Origin of the sequence: Actinomyces lilanjuaniae, from assembly GCF_003606385.1 — a bacterium.
GTDB classification, from domain to species: Bacteria; Actinomycetota; Actinomycetes; order Actinomycetales; family Actinomycetaceae; genus Actinomyces; species Actinomyces lilanjuaniae.
The window spans coordinates 235584-250926 of sequence record NZ_CP032514.1; the positions used below are offsets into that span (position 1 = coordinate 235584).

A 15343-nucleotide genomic window follows, 5' to 3' on the forward strand; every position below is an offset into this window, starting at 1 on the left:
CCGGCCTGCTGCGCCTGGGCACTTCCCGTCTGAGGAGCAGTGCCACCAGGAGCGGAGCCGCCTGGCCTAGGGCCCGGGATCTGCTGACTGGAGCGGGGCTGGGTCAGTCGGCTGGGCGCAGGGTCAGCAGCGTGGCCTGCGGCGGGCAGGCCAGGCGTACCGGCGTGTACGGGCTGGTTCCCAGGCCTGCGCAGACGTGCAGGTACATGCCTGACGGCCGTGGTGAGCCTGCCTGCCCCTGCGACGCTGCTGCGGTGACCCGGGGCGAGGATGTCCGCCCCGCCTGCCCTGTCTGCCACCAGGACAGGCCGGAGGCACGGCTCCTGTCCAGGTCGCAGTTGGTGACCAGCGCCCCGTAGCCGGGTACGCACAGCTGGCCTCCGTGGGTGTGGCCTGCTAGGGCCAGGCTGACGCCGTCAGCCTCCATCGCCTCCAGCACCCTGCGGTAGGGGGCGTGGAGGAGGCCCAGGCGCAGCCTGCGTCCCCAGGTGTCGGTGAGGGGCACGGGCGGGTCCCCCGGGGAGCCCACCGGGTGCGCGGACGGTGCGGGTGCCGGGAAGACGTCGCGATCCACGTGGGGGTCGTCCACGCCCACGAGTTCGATGCCGTACCCGCCCACGTGCAGCAGGCCGCGCCGGTTTGTCAGGTCCACCCAGCCGCCACAGGACTGGAGGTCGCGGACCTTCTCCCACGGCAGCGCGTCCGGGTCGCTCCCGGGCCGGTCCGCGGTGCGCGGGTCGTGACGCAGGTAGCGGGTCGGGAGCTTGAAGACTGTGCTGCGGTAGTCGTGATCGCCCATGACAAAGGCTCCGGGCAGTCTCAGGAAGGGCTCCAGGGCACGTGAGAGCGGCTCCAGGCCGGAGGCCAGGGACAGGTTGTCACCTGTATTGACCACGACGTCAGGCGAGAGACGGGCCAGGCCTCGCACCCAGGACACCAGGGCCTCGGTATGGGCTGTCAGGTGCAGGTCAGACAGATGCAGGATCGTCACAGGCGGCTGCCCCGGTGCCAGGACCGGGACCTCCAGGCGGCGCAGGACAGGACGTCGCGCCTCCAGCAGGCTGTAGGCCAGGACCCCGCCGCCCAGGGCGAGAGTCCCGCCGATAGCGCGTACCGCCGTCCGCAGGGGAGAGCCGGGGGCCACGGATCAGCCGGCCAGGTTGACTGAGGGGAAGTCCTGCACCGGCTCGCCGTCCAGGGCGGCCTCCATGTAACCCTTCCAGATCGGGATGGCCAGCGTGGAGCCGTAGATCGTGCCGTAGAAGCGTCCGCCGATGTACTGGTTGTTCAGGGTCCGGTAGCCGTCAGAGTGGCCCACCCAGGTGGCGGTTGACAGCTGGGGCGTGAAGCCCACGAACCAGACGTTGTCGTTGTTGTCGGTGGTACCGGTCTTTCCGGCCGTAGGCCGCCCGGAGAGCTTGGCTGTCTGGGCGGTTCCCCCCGACTGAGAGGTGGCAGTCAGGGTCTGGGCGGTCTTGTCGGCGGCGGTGGCGTCCATGACCTGGTTGCAGTCGGCGCTGGGCACTGCCATCTCAGCCCCGTCAGTGTCCAGGATCGAGTCGATGGCGATCGGCTTGCAGTAGACGCCGTGCGCGGCGAAGGTTGCGAAGGCGTTGGCCATGGCCAGAGGAGGAGTCTCCTGGGACCCCAGCACGATGGAGGGTCGCGGCTCCATGGGGGACCCGTCAGTCTTGGTCACTCCCAGGGAGGCTGCCAGGTCCGTCACCGCGCAGACGTCCATCTGGTTGAGCATCTCCGCGTAACCGACGTTGATGGAGTGCTTGGTGGAGTCAATGACGTTGTGGGAGCCGTCCAGCCCGGAGTCCACGTTCTTGGGGGTCCAGCTGTCCGCCAGCTCGGGGGCGCAGGAGATGTTCCACGAGCTGGCGGAGAACATCCGCGGCTTGGTGTTGAGGGTCGTGTAGCCGGACCTGCCCTCCTGGTACCACTGGGCCAGGATGAAGGCCTTGAAGGAGGATCCTGGCTGGAACCCGGAGACTCCCCCCTCTGCCGACTGCACGCCTCCGTGCTGGGAGTCCGCCGCGAAGACCACCTGGGTCGCCTCCGTGTCGCTCTCGCTAGGGTCACCGAAGTTCGTGTTCTGCGCCATGGACACGATCCGGCCGGTTCCCGGCTCGACGGAGACGACCGCCGTCTTGGCCTGGGAGGGGTCCCCGGTGGGGATGACGCCCTGGATGGAGTCGTAGGCGGCGTCCTGCTTGGCCCGGTCCAGCGTGGTGGTGATGGTCAGCCCACCGCGCAGCAGCAGCTGGCGGCGCGCGGCCTGGTCCTCGCCGTAGAGGTCCGAGCCGAGGATCTCGTTGACCACGTAGGTGCAGAAGTAGGCGGCGTTGCCCGCCGCCCCGCAGCCGGCGACGTCGTCGGTCACGTCAAGCATGTCCTCGACGCTGGTGGCGTTGGCCTCGTCGTACTCCTCCTGGGTGATGAACTCCTCCTCCAGCATCTTGTTGAGCACCCACTCCATACGGTTCTTGGCCACGTCCGGCTTGGTGACCGGGTCATAGACGCTGGGCGCGTTGGTCAGACCTGCCATGAGGGCGGCCTCGGCCAGGGTCATCTCCTTGGCCGAGTGGGAGAAGTAGTGCTGGGCCGAGGCCTCCACCCCGTAGGTGGAGGGACTGAACGCTGCAATGTTGAGGTAGCCCTCAAGGATCTGCTGCTTGGAGTACTTCTGCTCCAGGCTCAGGGCGTACTTGATCTCGCGCAGCTTGCGGGGGATGGTGCCCTCCGTCGCCTCCTGGATCAGCGCGGGGTCGTCCTCCTGGATGCCGGCCTCGACCAGGACGTTGCGCACATACTGCTGGGTGAGGGTGGAACCACCCTGGGTGGCGTCAGACTGGGCGTTGGACACCAGCGCGCGCACGATTCCGGTGGGGTCCACCCCCGTGTGCTGGTAGAAGCGCTGGTCCTCCACGGCCACGATCGCGTTCTGCAGGTTGACGGAGACGTCCTCCAGGGGGACCACGATACGGTTCTCCGCGTAGAACTGGGCGATATCGCTGCCGTCAGCAGCCTTGATGACGGAGACCTCGCTGGGCTCCTGGACGTTGAAGTCGCTGGGAAGCTCGTCGAACAGCTGGGCCGCGGCACTGGTCAGCGCCGAGGACGCCCCGACCAGGGGGGCCGCAAATCCCGCGGTGAGGATGCCGCCTGCGCTGGAGAAGAGCAGAAGCACCAGGAGCATCGACACGGCCTGGGCCGGGCTCAGTGATCGGCTGCGCACGGAGGACTTCGACATGCCTCCAGCCTACGTGGAAGAGCGCCGCTTGTGCGGGGCGGTCCAGGTGCTGTTCACCCAGAGGGGCAATGAGGGGCGATATTGCCGTGGTGAGCGGTGTCTCACCACGGCAAGTGGCGGCCACCCTGTCCTTGCTCCCTGCCCCGACGGGCGTCGGCACCCATCCTCCCCTGGCCGGCCGGGGGCCGCCTGCCCGTGCCCGCCAGGCGTCGGCGCCTATGGTGGTCTCGCTGTCAGAGGAATCGAGGGTGGGGACGCTGGTGTGCGGGTAGGGGGTGCTCCCGGTGCTGGGCGTTTGGTGCCCCGGAATGGCCTGGGTTGCGTCTGCCGGGGTGGCGTGGAGGGCGCGACGGCGGCCCGGGACGTGCGCGATCGGCGCAGCGGCGCCTGTATCCAGGTGTGGCGCCAAGGGCGAGCCGTCCCCGGCACGCACCTGGGTGCAGGTGCAGTCGCGGTGTCGATGAAGAGGTCTCTGGGCGGAAGCCTTCCGCTGTCGGGTTCCTGTCGAAAAGAAGGCTGACAGGAGGCTGGGCGGGGCGGGGTGGGGTGCTCGGGGCGTCGAGCGAGGCAGGGGCGAGACGGTTTTGCGTGTGACGCTCGGTTGTCATACCGTAACAGTTGTGATGTGGTTGACACCGAGGTCAGTTGCAACTGATTGCACAGGTGACTGGGGGAGTTATGTCAGTAGATGACCAGACCTGGGCCACGCGGGCGGCGTGCACGGCGATCGACCCCGATCGCCTTTTTGGCAAGGGCGCGGAGCAGCGTGACATCAGGTCGGTGTGCTTCTCCTGCCCCGTGCGGATGGAGTGCCTGGCCGAGGCTCTGAACTCCGGGTCCAGCTTTGGTGTCTGGGGAGGGCTGACGGAGCGGGAGCGCCGGGCGCTCCTGCGTCGCTTCCCCGAGGTGGACGACTGGGGCCTGTGGCTGCAGCGTGAGGACGACGACCTTGTTGCCGAGATCCACGCCCGGCGTGCGCCGCGTATCCTGACGCGGGTGCGCTGTGCCTCCTAAGTCCCTGCCTCGCAGGTCTCCAGGGCTTGCGGCCGGTCTGACCCTGCCCTCCCTGCCATTGTTTCCGCCATTGTCTCCTCCCCGGGGTTCCGTCCGTGCCGTGCCTCCCTGGTTGTAGTGTTGTGGCGGGGGGCTGCTCGCGCCTAGGCTGGGAGCCATGACTGCCACGACCTGGGAATATGCCACAGTGCCGCTCATTACCCACGCGACCAAGCAGATCCTCGACCAGTGGGGCGCTGACGGGTGGGAGCTCGTCCAGGTGGTTCCGGGGCCTGCGGGCTCGGACAACCTGGTTGCCTACCTCAAGCGCGCGACCTCCTGAGCGGCTTGTGCCGGGCGGACCCGGGCTGGTGCAGCCGGGACGCCGGAGCCAAGGCGCCCTCGGTTGCGCGGCGCCGAGGTGCGCCCTGGCTGCTCAGCGGGCGCGACGGCGCAGCCGGTCGATGTCAAGCAGGGTGACGGCGCGCCCCTCCAGGCGGATCCACCCGCGGGAGACGAACTCGGCCAGGGACTTGTTGACGGTTTCGCGCGAGGCACCCACGAGCTGGGCCAGTTCCTCCTGGGTGAGGTCGTGAGGCACGTGGATGCCGTCCTCCGTGTTGGAGCCGAACCGGTCGGCCAGGTCGAGCAGGGCCTTGGCGACGCGGCCGGGCACGTCGGAGAAGACGAGGTCTGCCAGGGCGGTGTTGGTGCGGCGTAGGCGCTGGGCGAGCGAGCGCAGCATGTCCTTGGCCAGCTGGGGGTGGGACTCCACGAAGTCCATGAGCTGGTTATGGTCCAGGGTGAGCAGCTCGGTGGGCGCCACGGCGCTGGCGGTGGTGGAGCGCGGTCCTGGGTCAAACAGGGTGAGCTCGCCGACGATCTCACCCGGGCCGAGCACGGCGAGAAGGTTCTCGCGCCCGTCCACGCTGGCGTGACCGAGCTTTACCTTGCCTGAGAGCAGGATGTAGAGGCGGTCGCCTGCGTCGCCCTCGTTGAACAGGGTCTCGCCACGGCGCAGGGTGGTCTGCGTCATCATGGCGCGCAGTTCCTCCTGCTCTTGCGGAGCCAGTCCCTCGAAGAGAGGGATCCTTGCGATGATGTTGTCTTCCACGGGGTCCTCCTGGTGGTGCTGGGGCTGGCCTCCCGTGAGACGGGAGCCCTCGGGTCTATCCTGCCACGGGCTTGTGACCTGAGGCACGCCGTCGAGCATTGTAGTCTGTGCGTGTCGCACGTCAAGCGGGATATCGTGTCTGCACCCACGATTGTGCCGGAGATTGTGACTGAGGGCGTAGGCTGCGTGTCGGCGCCACCAGGGTCCGGGGTCCTGGGGCAGGAGCCGGGAACGCTGTCAGGAACGAGGAGCAGGGAGGAGCCCGGGTGCTGACGGAGGCTGCGGTGTCGCGAACGACTTCACGGGACCGCGCGGCGGCGGTGGACGAGGAGCTGGGTCGTGTCTACCCGCAGGCGCGTTGCTCCCTGGACCACGACGGGCCCTTCCAGCTGCTGGTGGCCACGGTGCTGTCCGCCCAGACGACTGACGCCCGCGTCAACACGGTCACTCCGGCCCTGTTTCGGCGCTGTCCTGACGCGGCCGCCCTGGCCGGCTCCCGGCGTGAGGAGCTGGAGGACCTGCTGCGCCCCCTGGGGTTCCAGCGGGCCAAGGCGGGGCACCTGCTGGGGCTCGGGGCCGGCCTGTGCGAGCGGTTTGGGGGAGAGGTGCCTCGTGACCGTGAGGCCCTGATGTCCCTGCCCGGTGTCGGGCGCAAGACAGCCAACGTCGTCCTGGGCAACGCCTTCGGCGTCCCTGCGATTACGGTAGACACCCACGTCGGCCGCCTGTCGCGTCGGCTGGGGTGGACGACGTCGAAGAACCCGCTTCGGGTGGAGAAGGATATTGCTGACCTGTGGGAGCCGACGCGGTGGACCGACGGCTGCCATCGCCTCATCGCACACGGCCGGTCCGTGTGCGCCGCCCGCTTGCCGCGCTGCTCGGAGTGCGTGCTGCTGGAGGCGGGTCTGTGCCCGCAGGTGGGCGTGTGACTCGGCAGTGGGCAGCGGCCTGCCACCACCCTTGTGCCCGCAGTCACCCTCGCACCCGCAGCTCGGATATGCCCCTGGCTGCCTACTGGGTGCGCCTCAGGCGTGCTCGGACAAAAAGGGCAGCAGCACCCTGACCAGGTCCTCGGGGGCCTCCTCCTGGGGGAAGTGCCCCACGCCGCGGATCGTAACTTGCTGGAGGCGGCCGGCCACCCGGTGGGTGTCCCGGGCGTAGGCCTGGGCGGGCTGGACCGGGTCGAGCTCGCCCTGGACGGACAGGACCGGCACGTCTACCGGCTGTCCCAGGGTGGTGGCCTCGGCGCGTGAGACAAGGAGGCGGCGTGCGGGCTGCAGTGCGGTGTGCGCGGCGCCAGGGCGGGCCATGAGCTGGGCGTAGTAGTCGGCCGCCTGGCCCAGGGCGTCGCGGGTCGCGGGGGCGGCCCAGGAGCGCAGGAGCCGCTCCATCCTGGCTGGCGTGCTCAGGCGGCGCTCCGCCAGGCCACGGACCTGCAGCCCCAGGTACTGCAGCGAGCGGCCGGAGACGGCACGGCCGCGCAGGGAGCGTGTTGCCAGGGGGTGGGGGGCGCCCACCGGCACGATGGCTGCGGTCAGGTCCGGTGCCAGCCGGGGCAGCGTCCATGCGGCCTGGCCTCCTAGCCCCGAGCCGACGACGACGACCCGCTCGTGGCCCAGGCTGCGTACGACCCCCGCCAGGTCGGTGCCGAGGGTGGCCAGGTCGTAGTCCGAGGGCGGCCGGTCGGAGCCGCCGAAGCCGCGCAGGTCCACGGCGGCCACACGGTGCCCCTCCCGGGCCAGGGCGGGCAGGACGTGGCGCCAGGTCCACCAGCACTCGGGGAAGCCGTGGACCAGCAGGACCAGCGTCCCTGCTGCGCCGGTCGTGGTCTCCGGCCCGGCCAGGGCGGCGTGGAAGCGGGTGCCGCCCGCGGTGAGGTCGCGGTGGGTCCAGGGGCCGGGGCGGTTGACGATGACAGGCACTCCGGAAGCCTACTGGTACGGCGGGGCTCGCGGGAGCCGCCAGAGTCCCGTCCCTGCTTTCCGAGGAGTGGTTCTGAGGTGGTAGTCACATGATCGTCATCGACGCTTGTGGGCCCGATTGTCTGATGATGCAGTCTCGTGACAACAGGCTGCCGACCTGGTGGCTGCAGGACTGGTTTGAGCGGCTGCTGGCTGGCCTGACCGGGCGCGTTGGCACCACGAGCGGAAGGGGCTCCGTGAGCACCTCCTGACGAGTCGGACCCCGGTGGAGGCGCCGGGGTCCAGGGGCGTAGCGGCTACGGGACAGTGCCGGGGCAGGGCGTTCCCGCAGGGGCGGAACCCTCCACGGGGGGTGCTTCTCCTGTGGGGACTGCTGGCCCGTCGGGCTACGGCATCATGCCGGGAACCCACCGCGCGGCGGTGCCGGAGGGTGTGGCGCAGAAGGAGCCCCCTGAGGTCTGGGAGCGGGCGGTGGCCGCCTTCCAGGCGTGGATGAGACGCCGGCCCGGGCTGGTGCGCGCGCTGGCGCGTCTGACCCGGGTGATCCAGGTGGTGACACTGGTGCTGCTGGTGGCGGCGCTGCTCCTGGTGCCGCGTCTGGCCGTCGCGATGGTGCCTGCGGTCTTCATGATGGGCTGCCTGCTGGTCATGGGGCTGCTGGCACGCACCCGGACGGTGGGCGTGCGCCTGCTGTCCCTGGTGCTGGGGCTGAGCACCGCCTGGGCGCTGGTGGTGGCGCTGGCCACCCGGGAGGTGGCGCAGGCCGTGGGCCTCACGGTCCAGGACGACGGGGCCAGGATCGCTCTGGCCGCCTTTGTGGAGGAGCCGGGCAAGCTGGTGCCCCTGCTCGTGGTCGCGCTCGTGGCGCCAGGGTGGGTGCGTCGCCTGGCGGCGGTGGACTGGGGCCTTCTGGGGTTCGCGGCCGGTGCGGGTTTCACGGCGGCTGAGGATGCGGTACGCCGCCTGGCGCCTCCGACCCTCCTGGAGCAGGTCGTCGGGGAGCAGCGGCTGGAGTACTCGCTCAACCCGTGGACGGCGGGCTCCTCACCGTCCCGGAGTCGGGGCTGCTCGGCTACGTGCTGGGCCCGGAGCTGGACCCGGGAACGGGACCGATGGCGGTGGGCCACCAGGTGTGGACAATGGGCGTGGCCATGGCTGTGGGCTTGGGGCTGGTGCTGTGGCGGACCCGAAGGCCGTGGTGGCGGGTCCTGGCGTGGGTGCTGCCTGCGGCGGTCCTGGCGCTGGCCATGGTGGACCACGCGGGCTACAACGCTGCGGTCCAGTGGCTGGACTGGACTGAAGAGGGCTCCGGCATGCCAGGCTGGATCGGCTGGCTGTGGCTGAGGACCGGCCGGGGACATGCCCAGGTGACGCTCAGCGTGGTCCTGCTGGTGGTGTGCCTGCTGGTGGACGCCTACCGCCGCCACCAGGCGGGTGCGGCGGGGACCACGGTGGCATGGGCGCCCCGGGTGGTGGTACCGCCCATGGGGGGCGTGCCCGCCCTGGTGCGGCTTCCGGTCCAGTCGCTGGTCGCGCTGGCGGCCTTCTCCTGGAGCGACCTTGTGCTGGTGCGCTCCGCCTACGGGGCGGTGGGGCTCACGCGCAGGTAGCGCATGGCTGAGGGGCGGGCCACGGCCAACCAGGTGCGCGGGGTGCGCGGTGACGCCATGGCCGCCACGGTGCCCGGCCGCGAGCCGCTGGCCCGCAACGTCTTCCGCGTGGTGGCCCTGGTGGTGGGGGCCACCGTGGTGCTGGGGTGCCTGTGGCAGGGCACTACGGTGGCCCGTGAGATCGGGGCCTCGCTGCGTAGTGCCGGCGACTGGTTCTTCTTTGCCGGACTGCTGGAGGTCCTGGGGGACTTCTGGGACGGGCTGGGGCCGGGAGGGCAGATCCTGCTGACAGCCGTCGCGGTGGGTCTGCTGGGCATGGCGGGCATGTCGCTGGCCCTGGCCCTGGGGGTGACCGGCGTGGCCACGTGGGCGATGTCCCACGGCCGGGGCCTGTCCGCCTTTGTGCGCGACCCGATGGAGGCCACCCGCTCCTACGCGCGCGCCTTCACCCTGGAGCAGCTGGCTCTGGACGCCCTGGACTTTGGCCTGACCTTCATGCCGGGCTCGGCGCTGAGCGCGGGCACGCGCAGCGCGGCACGCAGCCTGGCCTCATCGCGCGCCGCAATGGCCAGGGCGGAGGACCTGGGGGAGATGTTCACCCACTTCCAGCGCCACGCCGAGCTGGACGCGACCCTGCGCGCCGCCCAGGTCAGGCTGGGCTCCATAATGCCGCCGGGGTACACCGCGAGGGACTTCGGGAAGAAGAATCTCAAGGACTCAGTTAAGCAGTTGAAGGACGCGGGCTACACCGATGAACAGATCACGGCTCTGAAAGACGCGGTGAGGGACGTACGGAATCTGCGTGGGGCGCGCAACCGGGCGGCGGAGTACGTGGGCGAGCGTGGTGGGGAGCAGGTCCTCACCCGTGAGGGCTACTACATCCCGCAGTCCTTCCGCTCCACCGGCCCCCACCAGGCAGGGCCTGGTAACTATGCCGTAGACAGCATGGCCGTCTCGCCCTTGGGTGACCATATCGTCATCCCTGAGATCAAGGGTGGTAGCGCCACCGTGAGCACCAAGCCGGTTCAGACTCTTCATGAGGGCTATGCCTCCCAGGCCACTCCGCCCTACGTGCGCGACCGCATGCTGCGCGACCAGCGGATGGTTCAGTTCTTCCGCGACAACCCTGCCCTGTGGGAGTCGGTCAAGATGCGGTGAGGCTGCCTGGCAGGTTGCGCAGTCCAGCCGCAAGAACAGTCAGGACAGAGTGAGACGGGCACAGGGCTGGTGGGCCAGAAGGGGAGTGTGGTTGTGGTGGAGATGAGGGTGCTGCCTGTGGTGTGGGTCCGGGCGTGGACCGAGCTGGAGTGGCCGGTGTCGTGGGAGACGGCGTTCGCGGTGCGTGACCGCCTGGGCTGGGAGACCAAGCCTCACGATGGTGAGATGTTTTGGACTGAATTGTCGGTTGGTGACGAGGGTGGTGTGATCTCTAACTTCCACGGCCGGGTTGATGATGTGACTATCCCGTTGACGACGCGGGTGGTACGTGGGCAGGAGGACGAGCACACCGCCCCGAGGGCGTGGGCTGCCTACCGGGCCTACGTGGAGGCGCTGACGGGCTTGTACGGCCCGGGGAGGCAGACGGCTGACCGAGGGATTGCGAAGACGGAGTGGGTGCTGTCTAATCGGGTGACTCTCAATGTGGGCGCGCTTCCGGGGGTGCTGACCGCTGAGGTGGAGTCGCCTGAGCTGACTGCGCTTGGTGAGTATGAGGAGTACTACATTGAGAAGTATGGGGAGGACGCCTGGTTCAACGGGTGAGCGCCTCTCAGCGCCCGGGAAGGATCTCCACGAACCGTGAGAAGCGGGCGTAGTAGTCGTCCTGCAGGGAGCGGAACGTGCCGTGCAGGAATCCTGGCTCCTCCTCGTAGCGGCTCAGGCCACGGTAGTAGAATGCTTTCTTCTCCTCCAGCACGATGAACGGCATGACTCCGTGGCGCAGGCACTGCTGGAACATCAGCACCCGCCCCACCCGGCCGTTGCCGTCCTGGAAGGGGTGGATCGACTCAAAGTGGTAGTGGAACGCAGCAATGTCCTCAAAGGACATCTGTGACGGCGTGCGGGCCAGCAGGTCCTGGACTGCGGTCTCCACCTGCTCTGGCGGCGTCGTGTCCTGCCCGCCGACCACGTTGGCCTGGCGCTTCCAGTCGCCCACAGCGAAGGACTGGCGACGGGCGTCCGCCGTGCCACGCTTGAGGATGCGGTGGTAGTCCTTCATCGTCTCGGCGGTGACTGGCTCGTCCACCCGGCCCAGCATCTCGTCAAACAGGTCGAAGCTGTTGACCGTCTCGACCACATCATCGACCGGAACGCCGTCTCCTGTGATCGTACGGGTCTCGTAGATGTAGCGGGTCTGCTCCTGGTCGAGTCGGCTACCCTCGATCCGGTTGGTGTTGTAGGCCATGAGCACCTGGGTCAGGTGGTACAGCCCGCCCTTCATCCGCGTGCGACGCTGGTCCAGGAGCGTACGCCGGAACTGAGACGCGTCGATGGCGTACTCCTCCTCGCGCACGGTGGCTCCTTCCTCCGCAGCGGCCTGTGGCTGAGCCTCATCCTACGACCCACACGCCAGGGCAGGCTCCGCCAGGCCCTCTCAGGCCATGGCCAGGCTCAGGGCGACATAGGCCGCCGTGCCACCCACCAGGGACAGGGCGATCGACCTGCGCCACAGGTGCAGCACCGCGGTCCCAGCGATCCCCACGGCCGCAGGTACCCACGTGGCAGGCTCCAGGGTGACCCCCTCAAGGGTGTAGGCCACGAGCACCACCATGACGCCCAGGGGCATCGCCCGTGACAGGAAGTCCAGCAGGGCGCTGTTCCCCCGCCCGCGCAGCAGCACAAAAGGCAGGATCCGGCAGCCAAAGGTGATGACCGCGACCACGAGGACAGCCACGGCGACCTGCGTGGTGCTCAGCACTGCGCTCCCTCCTGCCGGGTGTCCCGCTGGCTGCGGGCCGGGTCGTCGCGGGAGTCGCCGTGGGAGTCGCCCTGGGAGTCACCGTGGGAGTCGCCGCAAGAGTCGGCGTGGCGGCCGCCCCTGGGGCCTGGCTGGCCGCGTCCGTTCTTTCGACCAGGCCGTGGGCCACGGCGCCGCCAGGCGAACAGGGCCACCAGGCCCGCCGCCAGCACCGTCAGGGCCACCAGCAGTGCTGCGGACCCGCCCACGAGCAGGCCCGTGCCGCCCGCCAGCATCCCCAGGCACAGGACAGCCACGTCCGGGTGCGTCCTCCAGTTCTCGATGGCCAGCACCACGAACAGCGCCGTCAGGACGAAGCCCAGCAGCCCGATGCGCTCCCCGACCACGGCGGCCAGCCCCGTTCCGGCCAGGGCGCCCGCTGTCGTACCGGCCGTCCAGGCGGCGTGACTGAGGGCCTGGACGGTCAGGACGTAGCGTCCGCTCATGAGGCGGTGGTCCTTGGAGGCCAGCAGCGCGTAGACCTCGTCGGTGATGGCGTGGACCGAGTACAGGCGGGCGGCCAGGCGGCCTCGGACCCGCTCTAGGGGGAAGCCCAGACCGTAGAAGACGTGCCTGCCGGAGACGAAGACGGTGGACACCGCGATAGTGGCTAGCGGCTCCCCCGCACCAGCCAGCGGCACCAGCAGCATCTGCATGGTCCCGGAGTAGATGAGGAGGCTCCACAGCGGCGCCCACCACCAGGACAGCCCCTGGGCGACGAGCAGCACGCCTGCTGCCAGCCCTAGCGTCACGTAGCCGACGACGACAGGCACCGCGTCGCGGGCCGCAGCACGGGTGCTGGTGGGCGGCTGACCCGGTGTCTCGGGTCCCGGCGCTACCGAGGAGGCCGGGTCGTCACGTGCGGGCAGGTCGGTCACCGCTCAGAGGCCGGTCAGTCGTCAGTCGGTTGCCGGTCGGTCGTGGAGTCACGGTCGGGCTCGTGCGGCGCGGTGCGCTCGCGTCGCCCCGCGCGCCTGGCCGAGTCGGAAACGACCCCCACCATGACCATGAGCAGCCCCATGAGGACGAAGCGCCCGGTCAGCCCGTCGGCCATGACGTAGGAGGTCAGGGCCTCACCCAGCGAGGAGTGGGCCTGTAGCCGCTCGACGGTGGGGCCGACAAGTGAGGCCACCGCTGCGGGTGCCACAAGGAAGGGCAGGCCGAAGAAAAGGCCGAGGCCTCCGACCACGTAGGTTCCCAGTGAGGAGCGGTGCGCCATGAACAGGGCCACGACGAAGGCCGCCGCACCGCAGACCAGCTCGGTGGCACCCCTGACGCTGACCGAGTCGGGCCACACGGAGGCGTCCCCGCCGGTCATGAGGACGGCGCCGTCGTGCACCAGGAACCAGGCCAGTGGGAGCAGCGCCACGGCGACCAGCACCCCGGTCCAGTGGGAGGCGGTCCGGGAGCCCGGGCGCCGGGCGGCACGGCTCTCCTCCCGGGGCGTCTCCCTCCTGTGGGAGCCGCGGGAGCGTGACCGCCGGGAGGAGGCAGGGGGCGCAGAGGCTGCGGAGTCCGGCGTACCCGTGGACGTGGCGGCCGACAGGGGGCTGGGCGGCACGTCCGCAGCCGTGGTGTCTGGGGAGGCGGTGTCCGGCGCGGTCGTCGTGGACACTGCGGTCACCGAGCCGGACGGGACTGAGGCGGTGGCGGGTGGCTCAGCGGGTGAGGCCGTGGGGAGCCCTGCGGCCGAGGGCTCTGCCGCAGGGGGTTCTGCGGAGGAGCTCGTCAGGGAGGAGGCCTGACGGTCCGGCCCGCTCCGGGGGGCCTCCGGGGCCCCGGGAGCGGGAACCTGGTGCCCGGGGTGGTCGGCGGCCCCGTCCTGGCGGTCCGGGGACTTCAGGGACTCCGCGGGCTCCGCAGGCTCCGGGGACAAGGACGTCCCCGGCAGGTCGCGCAGAAGGCTCGCCGCAGCCGCAGACTCCTCCAGCCTGGCCGGGGCTGGGTCCGTGTCGGCTGACGGGGAAGGCGGCTGGGAGCCCCGGTCGATCGGCTGAGGGTCGGTCGTGTCCCTGCCGTCCTTGCTTGGCTGGTAGGTGCTGGGCGACCGCGGGCGGTGCGCCCTCACCGGGCTGGGGGTCCAGCGACAGCAGGGCGCGTCGTCGAACCGCAGTGTCCTCAAGGGCGGCCTCACCCGTCGGGGGCTGGTAGCGCCGTAGGCGGGGTGCATTCGGTCTGGTTGCGGGTGGCGTGGCAGGGGACGGGGACTGCTCGGGGGTGCCAGCGGCACGCGGGGGCGGGCCGTCGGTACTGGTCGCCGATAGCCTCTCTGGCACCTCCTGGGCACCCGCCCGAGTCTCTGCGGCCTGTGCTGCTGGGGTGTCGGGCAGTGCGGCGGATGCCTGGGCTGGCGGGGCGGTATCAGACGCTGCGTCCGGAGTCGCAGGTGCATCCTCGGCAGAAGCGGCGGTGCCGGGCGTGCGGCTTTCTCCTGGGCTGCCGCTGGCGGTCGCAGTAGCGGTGGCAGCACCCGTGGAGGTGGTGGACAGGGTGGCGGTCGGCTGCGCCTCCTCGCGGTCCTGCTGGGAGCTCTCGCCGCCCTGCCGCTCACCGCTCTGCTGCTCCTTGACGCTCTCAGCGGGCGCGACGGCAGGACCGCTGGTGGCAGGGGCGGCACCGGGAGCGGCAGGGGTGTTACTGCCCGAGTCGTCACCGGTGCCGGGCGTGTCAGTGCCGGAGGCGGTGGCACTGTCTCGGCCGGACAGCTCCTCCAGGTGCCGACGCACCTCCGCCTCGGTGATCGGCTTGCCGATGTCGCTGGGCAGCTCTGTGATGGGCTCAAGCTCTGGTGGAGTAGCAGTGGAGGGCTTGGGCAAGGGCAGGAGAGGGGCGTCAAGCCCTGGTTGGTCATCCTTGGCAGCCTCAGGCGGGGTGGGGCTGCTCTGGGGCTGCGGCTGGGTCTGCGACGCGTCGCCAGCCTGGGGCACGTCGGCCTGCGCAGGTGCCTCAGCCCGGGCAGGAGCGGTGTCGGCTGACGGAGCGGACCCGGACGACGCAGGTGTCCCGTCAGTGGCTGGGGAAGGCGTGGCTGGGGAAGGCTCGGAGGCGGCAAGGGTGTCGGAGGCTGCGGAAGGATCGGAGACCGGGGAAAAGGTGGGGGGTGCGGAGGAGTCGGGAGTCGCGGTGGAGGCAAGCATCGTGGAGGCGATGGCAACGTCCTGCGCCAGGTCGGGGGTGCTGGCAGTCAGGGAGGACTCCTCGGCCTGCTTCCTGGCCTGGTCCCCGGCCGACCGGGCCCGTGCCGGAGGCGCCAGGACGTCCTGGTGAGGTGGCACCTGGCCGTCGTCGTCCGGCTCGGGTGTGAGCCGGGGGTCTGCCGGGCTCGGGACGTCGTCGGGACGGCGGGAACTGTCGGTGCTCACGAGGACCTCCTTGCTGCTGGCACACGGTAACGGTCCGGGGGCCTGCGGGGGAGCAGGCGTGCCGGTGCTGGGTGGGCCGTACTGTCTGGGGCATACCGTACTCGCGGGTGGCTCGCGGGTACTGTGC

The 15343-nt window shown here is 70.3% G+C and carries 17 protein-coding genes; 7 read left to right on the forward strand and 10 right to left on the reverse strand.

All coding sequences use genetic code 11. From position 1 onward, the window contains the following. Nucleotides 1-103: 103 nt before the first annotated feature. Complete coding sequence (locus tag D5R93_RS01075) at nt 104-1144, reverse strand: metallophosphoesterase (RefSeq protein ID WP_205570071.1); 1041 nt, start codon at nt 1142-1144, stop codon at nt 104-106. 3 nt (nt 1145-1147) lie between these two features. After that, on the reverse strand, nt 1148-3259 hold the full coding sequence (locus D5R93_RS01080) for a transglycosylase domain-containing protein (protein WP_119836720.1): 2112 nt from the start codon (nt 3257-3259) through the stop codon (nt 1148-1150). A 678-nt stretch (nt 3260-3937) separates the two neighbouring features. Here D5R93_RS01080 and D5R93_RS01085 point away from each other — a divergent pair. Both D5R93_RS01085 and sp36 read left to right on the forward strand, forming a co-directional pair. Beyond that, nucleotides 3938-4273 (forward strand): WhiB family transcriptional regulator, encoded by a 336-nt coding sequence (locus tag D5R93_RS01085; RefSeq protein ID WP_119836719.1) that lies wholly within the window; start codon nt 3938-3940, stop codon nt 4271-4273. 157 nt (nt 4274-4430) lie between these two features. Then, entirely contained in the window at nt 4431-4595 is a 165-nt protein-coding gene (gene sp36, locus D5R93_RS01090) for a Sp36 family protein (RefSeq protein ID WP_119836718.1), read from the forward strand. A gap of 93 nt (nt 4596-4688) precedes the next feature. Here sp36 and D5R93_RS01095 read toward each other — a convergent pair whose 3' ends face one another. Next, nucleotides 4689-5366: a Crp/Fnr family transcriptional regulator gene (locus D5R93_RS01095; RefSeq protein ID WP_119836717.1), complete on the reverse strand. Its 678-nt coding sequence runs from the start codon at nt 5364-5366 to the stop codon at nt 4689-4691. Nucleotides 5367-5650: 284 nt separating this feature from the next. Between D5R93_RS01095 and nth the strand changes: the two genes are divergently transcribed. Beyond that, nucleotides 5651-6295 (forward strand): endonuclease III, encoded by a 645-nt coding sequence (gene nth, locus D5R93_RS01100; RefSeq protein ID WP_423243307.1) that lies wholly within the window; start codon nt 5651-5653, stop codon nt 6293-6295. A gap of 96 nt (nt 6296-6391) precedes the next feature. Here nth and D5R93_RS01105 read toward each other — a convergent pair whose 3' ends face one another. Then, nucleotides 6392-7288: an alpha/beta fold hydrolase gene (locus D5R93_RS01105; RefSeq protein WP_119836716.1), complete on the reverse strand. Its 897-nt coding sequence runs from the start codon at nt 7286-7288 to the stop codon at nt 6392-6394. An 89-nt stretch (nt 7289-7377) separates the two neighbouring features. Between D5R93_RS01105 and D5R93_RS12995 the strand changes: the two genes are divergently transcribed. Next, a complete protein-coding gene (locus D5R93_RS12995; RefSeq protein WP_162933748.1) occupies nt 7378-7539 on the forward strand; it encodes a hypothetical protein in 162 nt (53 codons plus the stop codon). A gap of 135 nt (nt 7540-7674) precedes the next feature. On the opposite strand, the gene D5R93_RS13000 is transcribed toward D5R93_RS12995, so the two are convergent. Further along, nucleotides 7675-8226 carry a hypothetical protein gene (locus tag D5R93_RS13000; RefSeq protein WP_162933749.1) on the reverse strand — a complete coding sequence of 184 codons (552 nt, stop codon included), beginning with the start codon at nt 8224-8226 and terminating at the stop codon, nt 7675-7677. Nucleotides 8227-8316: 90 nt separating this feature from the next. Here D5R93_RS13000 and D5R93_RS13005 point away from each other — a divergent pair, with 90 nt between their 5' ends. The 3 genes from D5R93_RS13005 to D5R93_RS01125 all read left to right on the forward strand — a co-directional run bounded on the left by D5R93_RS13005 (nt 8317) and on the right by D5R93_RS01125 (nt 10659). Beyond that, nucleotides 8317-8898: a hypothetical protein gene (locus D5R93_RS13005; protein WP_162933750.1), complete on the forward strand. Its 582-nt coding sequence runs from the start codon at nt 8317-8319 to the stop codon at nt 8896-8898. A gap of 3 nt (nt 8899-8901) precedes the next feature. Continuing rightward, nucleotides 8902-10056, forward strand: a complete 1155-nt coding sequence (locus D5R93_RS01120; protein WP_120203275.1) for a hypothetical protein — start codon at nt 8902-8904, stop codon at nt 10054-10056. Nucleotides 10057-10158: 102 nt separating this feature from the next. Continuing rightward, entirely contained in the window at nt 10159-10659 is a 501-nt protein-coding gene (locus tag D5R93_RS01125; protein WP_162933751.1) for a DUF6301 family protein, read from the forward strand. A 7-nt stretch (nt 10660-10666) separates the two neighbouring features. Here the strand turns inward: D5R93_RS01125 and D5R93_RS01130 are convergent, their stop codons facing one another. From D5R93_RS01130 to D5R93_RS13010, 5 genes are all read right to left on the reverse strand, one after another. Further along, entirely contained in the window at nt 10667-11410 is a 744-nt protein-coding gene (locus D5R93_RS01130) for a Fic family protein (RefSeq protein ID WP_243106865.1), read from the reverse strand. Between the two features lie 81 nt (nt 11411-11491). Beyond that, nucleotides 11492-11815: a branched-chain amino acid transporter permease gene (locus tag D5R93_RS01135; RefSeq protein WP_120203281.1), complete on the reverse strand. Its 324-nt coding sequence runs from the start codon at nt 11813-11815 to the stop codon at nt 11492-11494. Continuing rightward, nucleotides 11809-12732 carry an AzlC family ABC transporter permease gene (locus tag D5R93_RS01140; RefSeq protein WP_423243308.1) on the reverse strand — a complete coding sequence of 308 codons (924 nt, stop codon included), beginning with the start codon at nt 12730-12732 and terminating at the stop codon, nt 11809-11811. Before D5R93_RS01140 ends, D5R93_RS01135 begins: the two co-directional genes overlap by 7 nt. Nucleotides 12733-12746: 14 nt before the next feature. Further along, complete coding sequence (locus tag D5R93_RS01145; protein WP_120203284.1) at nt 12747-13478, reverse strand: hypothetical protein; 732 nt, start codon at nt 13476-13478, stop codon at nt 12747-12749. Between the two features lie 34 nt (nt 13479-13512). Next, nucleotides 13513-15216, reverse strand: coding sequence for a hypothetical protein (locus D5R93_RS13010; protein WP_162933752.1), 1704 nt, complete (start codon nt 15214-15216; stop codon nt 13513-13515). Nucleotides 15217-15343 lie beyond the last annotated feature (127 nt).

What these genes read in the sequence shown, in the direction of transcription:
- D5R93_RS01080 (WP_119836720.1), bottom strand. Translation starts at nt 3,259, where the DNA reads ATGTCGAAGTCCTCCGTGCGCAGCCGATCACTGAGCCCGGCCCAGGCC.
- D5R93_RS01085 (WP_119836719.1), top strand. Translation starts at nt 3,938, where the DNA reads ATGTCAGTAGATGACCAGACCTGGGCCACGCGGGCGGCGTGCACGGCG.
- sp36 (WP_119836718.1), top strand. Translation starts at nt 4,431, where the DNA reads ATGACTGCCACGACCTGGGAATATGCCACAGTGCCGCTCATTACCCAC.
- D5R93_RS12995 (WP_162933748.1), top strand. Translation starts at nt 7,378, where the DNA reads ATGATCGTCATCGACGCTTGTGGGCCCGATTGTCTGATGATGCAGTCT.
- D5R93_RS01120 (WP_120203275.1), top strand. Translation starts at nt 8,902, where the DNA reads ATGGCTGAGGGGCGGGCCACGGCCAACCAGGTGCGCGGGGTGCGCGGT.
- D5R93_RS01125 (WP_162933751.1), top strand. Translation starts at nt 10,159, where the DNA reads ATGAGGGTGCTGCCTGTGGTGTGGGTCCGGGCGTGGACCGAGCTGGAG.